The organism is Actinomadura miaoliensis (assembly GCF_039536785.1).
GTDB lineage: Bacteria > Actinomycetota > Actinomycetes > Streptosporangiales > Streptosporangiaceae > Spirillospora > Spirillospora miaoliensis.
Genome location: NZ_BAAAZG010000052.1, coordinates 26,413 through 40,269, shown reverse-complemented (window position 1 = coordinate 40,269; position 13,857 = coordinate 26,413). Strand labels below are relative to the sequence as shown.

Below are 13,857 nucleotides of genomic sequence, written 5' to 3'. Positions count from 1 at the left end.
GTTCCCTAGGCGACCGAGTACGTCCCCGTAGCACTCGACCACCGCCGACATCCCTCATCCTGCCAACCGGCCCTTACCAATCGCTTACCGAAACTCCCCTTGCTGGAGGACCCGTCGCGTACGCGGCGTCACCCTCCCAGGTGCGCGGCGGCCACCCGCTTCGGCACGACCATCCGCCACGCCTCCGTGACGATCTCCGCGAGTTCCCCGGCATCCAGTTCGGCGAGCCGCGCCTGCACCCAGTTGAAACGCTCGTCAGAAGGCTCAGGCATCAGGAACTTCTCCGGGTCGGACGCCACGAGCGCCGCCCGCTCCTCCCGGGGGAACGCGAACCCCATAACGGTCTCGTCCCGCGACAGCGCGACATAGACGATCCGCCCCACCCTGAACTTCACCCGGTCCCGAATCAGGTGCTCAGTAGTCCGAGGCAGCTCCAAGGCCACTCGCCGCACATCCTCAACAGTCACCACGCCAACATTCCTTCCTCTACCGAAAACACCCGCCATCGGCGGGCTCGCCGACGCCCGCACGACCCCGTTGCCAACCTGCCGTCAGCATGCGTTCTGGGCGAGTTCGACGACGGCGGCGACGAGCTCTGAACCGTCCAGCAACACCAGATCGTTGTGGTCGGCGCCGGGCACCGCGACCACCCGTACCGGGCCCGCCGCCCGCCGGGCGACCTCGCGGCTCTGCTCAGGAGGGACGATCGAGTCGGCCGTCCCGTACACCACCACCGTGGGCGTCCGAATGGCAGCGACCTGTTCGGCCACCGGATAGCGGTCCTTCAGCAAAGCCCGTACCGGAAGGAATGGGTAGTGCGCCCGTCCGACGTCGGCCAGTTCCGTGAACGGCGACCGCAACAGCAGACCCGCCGGAGGCTCGGTCACGGCCAGCCGGGTGACGACCGCCGCTCCCAGGCTTTCGCCGTAGTAAATCAGCCGCGTCCGCGGAACCTTCAAATCCGCCGTGAGGTAACGATGCGCCGCGCGGATATCGCGGTACAGGCCCGTCTCGCTGGGGCTCCCCGGGTTACCTCCATAACCGCGGTAGTCGACCAGCAACACCGCCAGCCCGCGAGCCGCCAAAGCGGCCGCCAGCGAGGCACGCACCGCCCGGTTCCCCGCATTCCCGGGCGCGACGAGCACGGTCGGAGCGTCGGCGGCGTCCTCCGCGCCCTCCGCGGGGACGAACCAGGCGGCCAGCCGCAGACCGTCCTCCGTCCGGAAGGCGACCTCACGCGCACTCGGCAGTATCACCCGCGGCAGCACCGGCGCCGCGGGGTCCGGGAAGTAGATCAGCCTCCGCTGAGCCGCCCACAGCAGGCCGCGAACCAGCACGCCCCCATTACACCGCGCGCTGCGCCCGGGAACTGCGGAGGGGCGCGTGCGGGCTCAGAAGTAGTTGCCGTACAGGTTGGTGGACGGCCAGGTCGTCACGGCGTTGGCCGCCTTGTGCAGAGCCAGGTCGATGTCGCCGTAGCTCTTCCCTGACGCGTCGTCGCGCTGGTTGAACAGCGCCGCCCAGGTCAGACCGTCGTAGCGGCGCACCAGAATCGTGTGGGTGCCCGGCAGGCTGCCGGTGTGCCAGGTGTTGCGCCCGCCGGTGACGTTCCGCACGCTCCAGCCGCAGCCGTACCACCACCCGTCGGGCTGCACCCCGATGCTGGGCTTGGCGAACGCGCGCCCGATGGACGTGCTGTTGAGCACCGAGTTCGCGGCGTCGAACAGGCCTGCGAAGCGGACCATGTCGACCGCGGTGCTCAGCCAGCCGCCGTGCGCGTCCATGTTCTCCAGGTTGAACCCGCCATAGGGAGCGGGCACGGTCGCCCCGGTCGCGTTCATGACCGTGGAGACGTTGTACTGCGAGTAGTACGGGACCTCGCCCGCGGCCGCGTTGGCCTTGAGGCTGCGGCCGAGCTTCATCCGCTTGATGCCGCGCGGCCCGAGGATCTTGTTCTGGACGTACGTCTGGTAACCGGTCCCGCCGACCTTCTCGATGATCCGGCCGAGCAGCAGGTAGCCGTAGTTGCTGTAGGCGTACTTGGTGCCCGGGTCGTGGTCCAGCCGCCGGCCGTTCATGTACTTCATGATGTTGGCCCGGCTCACCGGCAGCGGCACGCCCAGCGCGGACGAGATCGCGACATCGCGCCGGTACATCGGGTCGAAGCTGACGTCCCGGTCCCAGCCGCCCAGGTGCTGCAGCAGCCGCCAGACGGTGACGTTCTTGAGCCGGGGATCCAGCGTCTGGCCGCTCGGCGGCGTCAGCGCCAGCAGGTCCGTGACCCGGGCGCCGAGGTCGAGCTTGCCCTCCTGCGCCAGCCTGAGGATGGCCGCCGCGGTGACCGGCTTGCTCAGACTCGCGATACGGAACAGCGACGTCGGCTGGGTCTTGAGCGTGGAACTGGTCGTCCACGTGTAGCCGCGCGCCAGCACCAGCTTGCCCTTGCGCACCACGGCCAGCTGCCCGCACGAGATGTTGCGGGCCTGCATGAAGCTCTTCATCGTCGAGTCGAAGCTGCCCAGGCCGGCGCCCCGCTGCCCGGTGACCTTCCACGTCTTGGCGGCCGCCGCCGACCTCGCCTGGACGGACTCCTCCGAGCACCCGCCCAGCAGCACCGCCCCGGACGCCCCCATGCCCGCCAGCCCGGCGGCCTTACCGAAGTCCCGCCGCCTCAGCCCCGCACCCATCCCAAACCCCCGCAAGATCGGTTATCGCGGAGCCAACCTACCGATCAATCCCACCACAGAGCACCAAAACCCCCACATCACCCCCACCCGACCAGCCGATTCACGCTCTCCCCCTCAACCTGCGCCCCGACTGGTCGTACATCCTCCCCAAGCCACACCTCACCCAGGACAGCCGCGCCCCCCGGAAAACCCGAAACGTCCTAGGAACCCCTGTACGGCTCGTCCGGCCCCGGCCGCTCCTCTTGTGGAGCAGGCGGAGCCGGCGGTGGGACGTACGGTGCCGGCGGCGCGTACTGCTGCCCAAAGCCGCCCTGCGCTGGGTCGTAATACGGTTGCGGCGGCGGCAGGGCCGGGGTGGGGTCGGCAGCTTGAAGCGGCGGCGTCTCCCCACGCGCCCGCCCGGAACGGCGGTCGTGATAGGCCCCTTTGATCCGACCGCCCAGCCGCTTGCCCATGCCCTGCACCTGCTGCGCACGCTCGGACTCCAGGACGCGCCGCACCTGCTCGGACTGTCCGAGGCGGGTGGTGTTCTCGCGGGCGACGTCCCGAGCGACGCGTCCGGCCGCCTGGGTGCCGTCCCATGCCCGTCCGGCGCCCTGCACCGCAGCGGCCACGGCACGCTGATACGTCCCGGCGCGGACGACGGCCGTCCCGGCCAGCCTGTCGGCCAGCGTCCGGCGGCGTCCGCCGAGCATCGCGGGCAGGCTGTTGGCGACGAAGACGAAGACGGCGAGCAGCCAGACGAGCAGCGCGGCGAAGAACAGACCTTCCAGAAGGACGATCCAGGCCAGGCAGTAAAGCCCCGTCCCACCCGCGGTGGTCACCACGGCACGGCGGAACGCGCGCCCCTTGCCGGGCTTTCGCGCCTCCCCCGCGGCCACCCTCACGCGGATGTCCATGACCGCCTTACCGAGCGTGCGCCCCGTCCAGGTCTGCGCCACGAACTGATACAGCAACTCGACCAGGACGAGAAGGCCCAGAGCCTGATAGACGGCGCTGGTGAATGTCCCCCATACCCCGGCGCCGAAGTCAGTGGTGGCCTTCTGAACGTCCCCGCCCGAGAACAGCAGGCCACCGGTAGCCGTCAACGCCTTCTGCGGAAGGTCCTCCGCCACGTAAGCGTGCAGCCGCCCCCACGTCATCATGCCGAGCAGAACAGCGACGACGCACAGCAACGCGGTGTCAATCCCCCAGGCCACCAACCGCCGAAAACGCGGCGCGGCACTACCCCCGCCCGGCTCGACTTCCGGCCCCGGCGGCCCGCTGAACGGCACGGGCAACGGCGGAGGCGGCGGGGGTGGCGGCGGATGACCATACACGAAGCGGGAGTGTAGAGACGCCCACCCTCAACTGCTACGCACTTCCTCCCGAAACCCCAATAGTCCGCGCCCCCACCAAGCTCTGCCAGCGACGGCCAACTCACCGCGGCTACGGCTCAAGCATCACCGCCGGCACCCGGCTAACCGCCCCCTGCCAGGCACTCCACCCAAGCAACCGACGACTCTTGTCGAACCACAGACACGATCACAGCCCCCACACCAGCGCCCTCGTCCACGGCCGGGCTCGCGCAGAGAGCCGAAAGAGGCCAGATGCGGCCATCCCACAATCCTCGATCAGAAATGAGAGCCGCCACCGCATTCCCGGCGGGCGCCGCTGCGAAGCCATTCACCTGAAAGCGACAAGGCTCAACCGCGTCCTCCAACTTCTGGATCACGCGTCGCGTACGAATTACCCGGACGCAGTCACAGCCGGCGCCTCAGCCAACCTTGCGCCACCCTGCCAATGCGGTCGGCCCATCCGGACGACGGCTCACCACCGTTTCCCAGGTCACCGCCAAGGTCGTGCTCGAACGCGGGGTGGACAACCTGCGCGCCTTCGAGCGCGAGTACCACAGCCGCCCTCAAGGTCTACCTGGAGGGACAGCTGCGCGACCTGGAGGCCGGCAGCACCGAGACCGACGCGTTCCAGCCCGGCGCCCCCGCGCAGCCCGCCCCGACCGCCACCGGCCCGCAGAGCACCCTCGCCCACGACGGCCGCACCGGCGCCCCCGGCGGCTCCGCCGACCATGGGCGCGTCACTGCTCGGCAGCTCCACCCTGCCGAAGATCGCCGCGGTGGAGTTGGTCCCCCGCACGAAGGAGATGGAGACCTGGCGAGCCTGGCCGTTGGAGAGCGTGCACCCGCTGGGAGTCTGAACACGCGGTTCCGCCAGGCCGCCCGGGCGCTTCCCCTCCGAGCAGGCCGCGATCAAGCTGCTCTACCTGGCGATGGCCCGTTTCCTGCTCGGTCCGCCGTCGCCGCGGTTCTGCCAGGGCAGCACCTTGTCCACGTCCACCGCGTCCACCTTGCCCGCGGGGTCGTCGGTGCGGGGGTCTGGCCGTCGGGGAGTCGGCGGTGATGTCGGTGTACACGCCGCCTGCTCGGTGGGGTAACGGGCGGACGCGCAGGTTAGCTGGTCATCCGGCAGCCGCTGCGGGCGTGAGCGGCACGGGCTGGAGGGCCGCGCTCAACGCGCAGGCGCCGCACCACGGTGACCGCATCGCTCTGAGCTCCAAGCTGATCAGCGCCTCGCCCACCGCCTCCCAGACAGTGCCCTGGAACTCAGTGTTCGAGCGCCACACGGTGGTGGTGGGACGCGGTAAGTGACCTCTTGTCAGCCTTGTCGGCGTCATGTATACAAGCTTCCTATGAGCGGTCTACGAGATGACGGAGGTTCTGCTCAGGATGTGGCGTACCGGTGGCTCAAGCAGCACATCGCGCGTTCACCGCGGCATGTGGGCATGTTCCTGAGCGAGGCGGAGGTGGCACGGGAGACCGGCACGTCGCGGACTCCGGTGCGCGAGGCACTGCTGCGGCTGGAGGCCGAGGGCTTCCTGCAGATCGTGCCGAAGAAGGGCGTCTTTGTACCGCCGATCACGGACGACGAGGTTCGTGCGGTGATGCAGGCGCGCGAACTGGTCGAGGACTGGTGCGTCCGGCAGGTCACACCCGCGAGTACCGGCCTCATCAGCGAGTTGGAGTCGTTGCTGGCCGAACAGGAGCGGATGATCGGCGATCCGGTCACCTTCATTGAGCTGGACCGGGCGTTCCACCGGGCGATCGTGCGTCGGGCCGGCAATCCGGTGCTCGCCGAGTTCTACGAGTCGTTGCGGGAACGGCAGGTCCGGATGGGCCTGCACGCGGTGGCCAACGAGCACGACCGCGCCCGCGGCGTCCTCGATGAGCACGCCGCCATCGTCGCCGCGCTGCGGACCGGAGAGGCGACGGCCGCCGGTGCCGCGCTGACCGCGCATTTGTCCAGCACGATGGCGGCTCTGCACCTACCCGATGTCTCCGGTTGGAACGGTACAGAGCATTCCGTGGTGGGCCTGTCATGAGGGTCGCGCTGGTACAGGTGGCCAGTCCCCCGGAGGAGCCGCCGGCCGAGCGCCGGGAACGGGTGGGCGCGATGGTGGCCCAGGCTCGGGGCGCCGACCTGGTGGTGCTGCCGGAGCTGTGGGCGGCCGGATACTTCGCGTTCGACCGCTACACCGAGCGGTCCGAGACACTGGCCGGCCCGACGGTGACCGCTGCCCGCGAGTGGGCCAGGGACCTGGACGCATACGTCCACGCGGGCAGCATCGTGGAACGGGATGACACCGGCCGGCTGTTCAACACCGCGGTGCTGATCGCGCCGGACGGCCAGATCGCGCACACCTATCGCAAGGTGCACGTGTTCGGGTACGCCTCGCGGGAGGCGGAGCTGCTGACACCCGGTGACACGCTGGACGTGTGCGCGACCCCGTTCGGCCCCCTGGGTGCCACCACGTGCTACGACCTGCGGTTTCCAGAGTTGTGGCGGGACCTGGTCGACCGGGGCGCGCAGACGGTGGTGGTGCCGGCGGCATGGCCGGAGGCACGGCGTGAGCACTGGCGCCTCTTCACCACCTGCCGTGCCGTCGAAGAACAGGTGCTGCTGATCGCGTGCAACGCGGTCGGTGTCCAGCACGGTGGCGTCGTGCTCGGCGGGCACAGCCGCGTCGTCGACCCGTGGGGAACCGTCCTCGCCGAGGCGGACACCGCGGAGGGCGTCACCTTCTGCGAGATCGACCCGGCCGTGGTCGGAAAGGTGCGCGCCGAGTTCCCGGTGCTGGCCGACCGCCGGTGGCCGCACGCCGGGCAGAGCCGAGAGGTGAGGAGATCATGACCGACCGTCCCGCGCCGGTGACCGTGCACGTCGCCGGTTCCGGCGAACGACTCACGGTCGTTCCGGACAAGCTGATCGTCGCGGGGTACACCGCGCGCGACGTGGCGGCCGTCGAGGCCCACATCACCGAGCTGGAGGCGATCGGGGTACCGCGTCCGCTGAGCGTGCCGGCCTTCTACGATCTCGACACCGCCCTGCTGACCACCGAGCCGGTGGTCGAGGTCGACGGCGCGTCGACCTCGGGGGAGGTGGAGCCGGTGATCATCCGTACGGGCGGGCGCCACTTCCTCGGGGTGGGGTCCGACCACACCGACCGTGAGCTGGAGCGCACGGGCGTCGCCGAGTCGAAGGCCGCCTGCCCGAAGCCGATCGGGAACACCGTCGTCGAACTCGGCCCCGACCTTTCCTCGCTGGACTGGGACGCGTTGGTCGCCGGTTGCACCGTGGACGAGGCGCCGTACCAGCAAGGCAGTGTGTCCGTCCTGCGGCATCCCGCCGAGTTGCTGGAACAGATGAGCGACGTGATCGGTGCCGTTCCGCCGAGCGTGGTCCTGTTCTGCGGCACGCTGCCGCTCCTCGGCGGGACCTTCGTCCATGGGACCCACTGGCAGATGCGCCTGGAACTGCCTGGAGGAGAAGCCCTGACCCACGTCTACGAGACCAAGCAGAGGAACTTGTGATGCGAACCGGATCCGATTACCTGACCTCCTTGAAGGACGCCCGCCGCGTCTATCTCGACGGTGAAGCCGTGCAGGATGTGGCCCACCATCCGGCGTTCGCGCCCATCGCGCGTACGATCGCCGAGCTGTTCGACATCGCCGCCGACCCGGCGTCCGGCCTGACCTGTACGGACCCCGACACCGGCGCGACCGTGAACCGCCTGTTCACGATCCCGCGCAGCCGAGCGGACCTGACCGCGTTCCGCGAGGCGGCCACCACGTGGGCGCGCCACACGCACGGCTGGGTGGGGCGCAGCCCCGATCACGTCGGCGCGTTCCTGGCCGCGTTCGCGGCGCACCCCGAGGCCTTCGCCGCTGGCGATCACGACTTCGCCGCCAACGTCGCGGCCTACCAGCGGCGGATCGTCGAGGAGGACCTCTACGTGTCCTACGCGATCATCCCGCCGCAGGTCTCGCGGGCCACCACCGCGCACGCGTGGGACGGCGAGCTGGTCCAGGCCGGTGTGGCCGAGGAGCGCCCGGACGGCATCGTCGTGCGCGGCGCGCAGATGCTGGCCACGGGCGGCGCGGTCGCCGACGAGATCTTCGTGTCGTGCATCAAGCCGTTGACGCCCGAGGACACCGACTTCGCGATCAGCTTCGCCGTGCCGGTCGCCGCCGAAGGGCTCAAGCTGTACTGCCGCCGCCCGTACGCGCCCGCGGCGACCAGCGGCTACGACTATCCGCTGACCACCCGGTTCGACGAGACCGACGCCCTGCTGGTGTTCGACGACGTGTTCGTACCGTGGGAGCGGGTGTTCGTCTACCGGGACGTCGCCGGCCTGCGGCGGCAGTTCTTCGACACCGGCGCCCACGCGTTGGGGAACTGGCAGGCGCAGATCCGCTTCTCGGTCAAGCTGCAGTTCCTGGCCGGACTGGCCCGCAAGGTGGCCATGGTGAACGGCGTGGACAAGTTCCCCGGCGTGGTGGAGAAGCTCGGTGAACTGGCCGGCCTCGTCTCCCTCGTCGAGTCCGCGGTGCTGGCCGCCGAATACACCGCCGCCCCGGACGAGCAGGGCCTGTGGCGCCCCGGCGCGCGAGCCCTCTACGGGGCGATGGGCCTGCAGTCCGAACTCTATCCCCGCGTCCTGGCGATCCTGCGGGATCTCGTCGGCGGCGGCGTCCTGCAGGTTCCGTCCAGCGTCGCCGACATGACGAACCCGGAGACCCGTGCCGACATCGACCGCTACATCTACAGCCCGAACGCCCCCGCCGAGGAACGCGTGAAGCTGTTCAAGCTCGCCTGGGACGCCATCGGCAGCGAGTTCGCCGGACGCCATCACCAGTACGAACTCTTCTACGCCGGCGCGCCGTTCGTCGTGAAGGGCTACGCCTTCCGCAACTACGGCTTCGACCAGCCCGTGGCCGCCGTCGAGTCCTTCCTCGCCGGCTACGACATCGCCGACCGCGCCTGACCCCCGAGGAGCACCATGAGCAAGCCCGAGCGGGAATTCTTCCCGGTCACCGACGTGGACTTCACCATCTGCCCGGGCGACGACCCGAAGATCCTCGAACGGATCCTCGCGGCGGACCCCGACACCGGCGTCGCCACCCGCATCCTGCGCTACGAGCCGGGAGCCGACTCCACCCCGATGGGCGTGCAGAAGCACGACTTCTGGGAGGAGGTCTACATCCTCGAAGGCTCCTTCACCGACCTCACCCTCGGCAAGACCTTCACCAAGGGCATGTACGCCTGCCGTCCGCCGGGCATGCCGCACGGCCCCTGGCGCACCGACGAAGGCGTGTTGACGTTCGAAGTGCGCTACCGCGCCTGATCACCCTGGAGGCCGCATGCCTTCCACCGACCTCGCCACCGCGAACGCCGCCATCGACCCGCTGACCATGCGCCGCGCCATGGGGCGCTTCGCCACCGGCGTGGCCGTGGTCACCACCAGTGTCGACGGCACGCCGCACGGCATGACGGTCAACTCGCTGACCTCGGTCTCGCTCGACCCGCCGCTGTTGCTGGTGTGCCTGACCATCGGCGCGCGCAGCACCGACGCGGTCACCCGGGCCGGACGGTTCGCGGTCAGCATCCTCTCCGCCCGCCAGGAGCAGCTCGCCCTGCGCTTCGCCCGGCGAGGGGAGGACCACTTCGCCGGGCTCGAAGTGACCTACGAGCGGCATGAGGTGCCGGTGATCCCGGACGCCTTCGCCCACCTGGAATGCGAGGTGGAACGGCACTTCGTCGCCGGCGACCACGTCGTCGTCATCGGACAGGTCCGCAGCATCTGCGAGCGCGAGGGCGAACCCCTCGGATTCCTCGCGGGCAGGTTCAGCGACATCGTCGACCGCGGACACGAACCCGTCCACTGGACCTTCTAGCCTCCGCACGCCCAGCCCCGTTCGTGGCCGACCAGGTCATGCCCCGCACCGCCGAGTGCCGTCCAGGCCACGAGCCGAGGCGGCCGAGGCGGCCACGCCCAAGGCCACCGGCCTAGGCCACCGACACGATCGATCTCCCCCGGCCCTAAAGGCCCCGGCGGCTGCGCCCACAGCCGCCGGGGCCGACAGGTACCGATCCACGCTCTCCCACCCAGAGCCTCGTCTCCACCAACGCGCTCGGACTCGACCCCAGGAGGTCGACATGACCGACACCGCTGTCCAACCTAGCAAGCGCACGGCGCATACCAGCCTGCCGCTCATCGCGGGCTCCAGCCTCGCCGGCACCGCCGTGGAGTGGTACGACTTCTTCCTCTACGGCACCGCCTCCGCACTGGTGTTCAACCAGCTCTTCTTCCCCAAGGCCGATCCCCTGGTGGGCACGATGCTGGCGTTCGCGACCTACGCGGTCGGGTTCGTCGCCCGCCCCGTCGGCGCGGCCGTTCTCGGCCACTACGGCGACCGCAGGGGACGGCGCGCCACCCTCATCGCCAGCCTGCTGCTGATGGGGGCCGCCACGTTCCTCATCGCGCTGCTCCCCCCGTACTCCGTGCTCGGCGCGGCCGCCCCCGCCCTCCTGGTCCTGCTGCGGCTGGTCCAGGGATTCGCCCTGGGTGGCGAGTGGGGCGGCGCGGTCCTCCTGGTGTCCGAGCACGGTGACCGGACCCGCCGGGCGTTCTGGGCATCCTGGCCCAACGTCGGGCCGCCCCTGGGGAACCTCCTGGCGGCCGGCGTCCTGGCCCTGCTCGGCGCGGTCATGTCCGAAGACGCCTTCCTGGACTGGGGCTGGCGCATCGCCTTCGCGCTCTCCGCACTGCTCGTGATCATCGGCCTGTGGCTGCGGCTGTACGTCGCCGAGACCCCGCTCTGGAAGCAGGCGGAGGCGGCTCAGTCCGGCAGGCCGCCGCGGCTGCCGGTGGGAGTGGTCGTCCGCCACCACTGGCGCCAGGTCGTGCTGGCCGCCGCCACCCGCTTCGGTGAGAACGCCGGCTTCTACATCTACTCCCTGCTGGTGATCACCTACGTCACCGAGATGCTCGACCTCGACAAGTCCATCGGGCTCACCGCGGTCATGATCGGCCAGGGCATCGCCGTGGTCACCATCCCGCTGTTCGCCGTCATGGCCGACCGCGTGGGACGCCGCCCCATCTACCTCGCCGCCTCCGTCGCCACCATCATCTGGGGCTTCGCCTTCTTCGCCCTGCTCGACACCAGGAACACCGGCGCCATCATCGCGGCCGTCGCCGGCGGACTGCTGATCTTCGCCGCCTTCAGCGCGGTCATCGGCGCCTTCTTCTCCGAACTCTTCCCCACCGAGATCCGCTACTCCGGCATCTCGCTGGCGTACAACCTCGCGTCCGTGCTCGCCGGCTCGCTGGCGCCCATCATCGCGGTCGCCCTCTACAGCCGGTTCGGCACCGGTTACGCCATCGGCGCCTACCTCGCCGCCATGGGCGCCATCTCCCTGGTCGCCACACTGATCGCCAAGGAGACGCGCACCATCGACCTGGCCAACGTCGACGTGCCGAACAATCCCGAGCCGTCGCCGCAGAGCTAGAAGGCCTCCTCGCCGAGGCGAACAGCTCCCGGCACCCGCGTGCCCTCGTACATCAATCTCACGGCGCGCACTGCCGGCACACCACTCTCCCCCCGATGATCGAAAGGTGCGCCATGGTCAGAAAGTCCAGGTCACTCGTCCTGACGTCGGTACTCGCGAGCTCGTTGCTCGCCGGCGTCGGCGCCGCCACGGCCGGTGCCGCCGACGCTTCACCGTCCGCATCGGCCCGGGTGGCGGACATGGTCCTGCGGAACGGCCAGATCTATACGGTCGACAAGCGCAGGAGCTGGGCCCAGGCCGTCGCCGTCAAGAACGGCAAGATCGTCTACGTCGGCTCGAACCGAGGCGCCGCGGCGTTCACCGGCTTGAACACCAAGGTGATCGACCTCCACGGCAAGATGATGACGCCCGGCTTCGTCGACGGCCACAACCACGCCTACCTGATGGCCGAAAGCCTGTTCTGGCTGAGCCTGAACCCCCATGACACGGTGGCGAAGCGACAGGACGCGATCCGGAAGTGGCGCGCGCAGAACCCGGACGCCAAGCAGTTGCGGGGCGTCGGGTGGGACAGCGCCGCGAGCGACGCCAAGGCGGCCGGCGTGATGCCCAGGGAGCTTCTCGACGCGGTGGTGCCCGACATCCCCGTGGTGATCATCTCCAACGGGCACCACAGCCTGCTGGTCAACTCGAAGGCTCTCGAGCTCGCCGGCATCACCAAGGACACGAAGAACCCGCCCGGCGGCATCATCGAACGGGACGAGAAGACCGGTGAGCCCAACGGGATCGTCCACGAGTTCTCGGCACAGAACCTGATCATCAACGCCCTCCCGCAGCCGGACTTCACGGTGGACCAGTACCGGCAGACCATCGAGAAGTGGCAGCAGACCGCCGCCGCGGACGGCATCACCTCGACGTTCGTCCCGGTGCACTACCCGACGGTCAACCTCCTGAAGGCGTTCGAGGCGATGGACGACGCCGGCGAACTGACCGTCCGGTTCGATCTCGGGCTCTGGGCCGACGAGAACCTGGGGACCGAGCAGGTCGACGACCTCGTCGCGCTGCGCGACAAGTACCAGGGCGAGCGCTACAAGATCGACACCATCAAGATCTTCGCCGACGGGGTCGGCGCCGGTCAGCTGGTATGGGACCAGCGGGTCCTGGAGCAGACCGTCGCCGCACTCGACAAGGAAGGATTCCGCGTCTACGTCCACGCCATCGGGAACCCGGAATTCTATCCGTCGAGCAATGCCCTGGACGCTTTCGAGTACGCCGCCAAGAAGAACGGGAAGCGAGACTCCCGCCATGTCGTGACCCATGCCGACTGGGTGAAACAGGAGGACGTGAAGAGGTTCCAACGACTCGGGGTGATTCCGGTTCCGCAGCCGCCGTGGTTCGGCAAGGACTGGTACGACGATGTCCCGCGGAACAAGCTGAACAACCTCAACCGCTTCAAGAGCTACCTGACCGCCGGCATCCCGGTCGTCTCGTCGAGCGACTTTCCCTCGAGCGACACATTCGAACAGGACATGTACCCCCTCACCGGCATCGAGGTCGGCATCACCAGGCTGGACCCCACCACGACGCGCGAGGAGGACCTGGATCGAGCCGCCTGGCCGAAGGAGCGTGCGACCCTGCCCGAAATGATCACCAGCTACACCATCAACGGCGCGCACATGATCTTCGCGGAGAACGAACGAGGATCGATCGAGGTGGGCAAAAAGGCGGACCTCGTCGTGATCGAGAAGAACCTCTTCGCGACTCCGGTCACCCAGATAAGCGAAAAGAAGGTGGTGCTGACGCTGTTCGAGGGCAAGGAAACCTACCGCGCCCCGTCCTTCGAGTAGCAGGGACCGGTAACTGCGGCGACGAATCCCTCAGCCGCAACCGCAGTTGCCGCCAACGAACCCGAGCCGAATGAACAGGGCGGCGGAGACGCCCACGCGTCGCGTACCCCTCCGCCGCCCTACGGCCCCCACAGGCAGGGACAGACCTCACCGAGGACAAGCAGGCCCCCAACCTGTCGTTTCTTCCACCACCTCATCAGCAGCCACACCGCCTGCCGCTACGCCCTTCCTCGCGAACCCCATAGCTCGCGCCCCCTCCAACCCCCACCCGGCGACTACCGCGCCGCCGCCCCGCGACTCACGCATCCCTCACACCCGGCTAACCGCCCCCTGCCAGGCAGTCGACCCCACGTCGAATCACAACAAGCCCCACAGCAGCTCGTCCACAGCCATGCTCGCGCAGAGGGCCGAGAGAGACCAGATGCGGCCACCCTCACATCAGGGATCAAACTCGCCGCCGCACACCCGGCAGACCAACCGCC

General features: G+C 69.2%; 13 protein-coding genes. 9 read left to right on the top strand and 4 right to left on the bottom strand.

Annotated elements, in window-relative coordinates; translation table 11 throughout:
• Nucleotides 1-128 precede the first annotated feature (128 nt).
• The 4 genes from ABD811_RS33000 to ABD811_RS32985 all read right to left on the bottom strand — a co-directional run bounded on the left by ABD811_RS33000 (nt 129) and on the right by ABD811_RS32985 (nt 3,961).
• A complete protein-coding gene (locus ABD811_RS33000) occupies nt 129-443 on the bottom strand; it encodes an MmcQ/YjbR family DNA-binding protein (RefSeq protein ID WP_344955625.1) in 315 nt (104 codons plus the stop codon).
• Between the two features lie 108 nt (nt 444-551).
• Complete coding sequence (locus ABD811_RS32995; RefSeq protein ID WP_344955622.1) at nt 552-1,337, bottom strand: alpha/beta hydrolase; 786 nt, start codon at nt 1,335-1,337, stop codon at nt 552-554.
• 54 nt (nt 1,338-1,391) lie between these two features.
• Nucleotides 1,392-2,687 carry a serine hydrolase domain-containing protein gene (locus tag ABD811_RS32990; RefSeq protein WP_344955620.1) on the bottom strand — a complete coding sequence of 432 codons (1,296 nt, stop codon included), beginning with the start codon at nt 2,685-2,687 and terminating at the stop codon, nt 1,392-1,394.
• A gap of 200 nt (nt 2,688-2,887) precedes the next feature.
• On the bottom strand, nt 2,888-3,961 hold the full coding sequence (locus ABD811_RS32985; RefSeq protein ID WP_344955969.1) for an RDD family protein: 1,074 nt from the start codon (nt 3,959-3,961) through the stop codon (nt 2,888-2,890).
• A 791-nt stretch (nt 3,962-4,752) separates the two neighbouring features.
• Between ABD811_RS32985 and ABD811_RS32980 the strand changes: the two genes are divergently transcribed.
• The 9 genes from ABD811_RS32980 to ABD811_RS32940 all read left to right on the top strand — a co-directional run bounded on the left by ABD811_RS32980 (nt 4,753) and on the right by ABD811_RS32940 (nt 13,375).
• Nucleotides 4,753-4,881, top strand: a complete 129-nt coding sequence (locus ABD811_RS32980; RefSeq protein WP_344955619.1) for a hypothetical protein — start codon at nt 4,753-4,755, stop codon at nt 4,879-4,881.
• A 492-nt stretch (nt 4,882-5,373) separates the two neighbouring features.
• Entirely contained in the window at nt 5,374-6,063 is a 690-nt protein-coding gene (locus tag ABD811_RS32975) for a GntR family transcriptional regulator (RefSeq protein ID WP_344955617.1), read from the top strand.
• On the top strand, nt 6,060-6,872 hold the full coding sequence (locus ABD811_RS32970) for a carbon-nitrogen family hydrolase (RefSeq protein ID WP_344955615.1): 813 nt from the start codon (nt 6,060-6,062) through the stop codon (nt 6,870-6,872). The genes ABD811_RS32975 and ABD811_RS32970 overlap by 4 nt, the downstream gene beginning before the upstream one ends.
• Nucleotides 6,869-7,552 carry a DUF2848 family protein gene (locus ABD811_RS32965; protein WP_344955614.1) on the top strand — a complete coding sequence of 228 codons (684 nt, stop codon included), beginning with the start codon at nt 6,869-6,871 and terminating at the stop codon, nt 7,550-7,552. Before ABD811_RS32970 ends, ABD811_RS32965 begins: the two co-directional genes overlap by 4 nt.
• Nucleotides 7,552-9,006, top strand: a complete 1,455-nt coding sequence (locus tag ABD811_RS32960; RefSeq protein WP_344955612.1) for a 4-hydroxyphenylacetate 3-hydroxylase family protein — start codon at nt 7,552-7,554, stop codon at nt 9,004-9,006. Before ABD811_RS32965 ends, ABD811_RS32960 begins: the two co-directional genes overlap by 1 nt.
• Nucleotides 9,007-9,021: 15 nt before the next feature.
• Entirely contained in the window at nt 9,022-9,366 is a 345-nt protein-coding gene (locus ABD811_RS32955; RefSeq protein ID WP_344955610.1) for a cupin domain-containing protein, read from the top strand.
• A gap of 16 nt (nt 9,367-9,382) precedes the next feature.
• Nucleotides 9,383-9,916 (top strand): flavin reductase family protein, encoded by a 534-nt coding sequence (locus ABD811_RS32950; protein ID WP_344955608.1) that lies wholly within the window; start codon nt 9,383-9,385, stop codon nt 9,914-9,916.
• A 262-nt stretch (nt 9,917-10,178) separates the two neighbouring features.
• A complete protein-coding gene (locus ABD811_RS32945) occupies nt 10,179-11,531 on the top strand; it encodes an MFS transporter (RefSeq protein WP_344955606.1) in 1,353 nt (450 codons plus the stop codon).
• 113 nt (nt 11,532-11,644) lie between these two features.
• Nucleotides 11,645-13,375, top strand: a complete 1,731-nt coding sequence (locus tag ABD811_RS32940) for an amidohydrolase (protein WP_344955604.1) — start codon at nt 11,645-11,647, stop codon at nt 13,373-13,375.
• Nucleotides 13,376-13,857 lie beyond the last annotated feature (482 nt).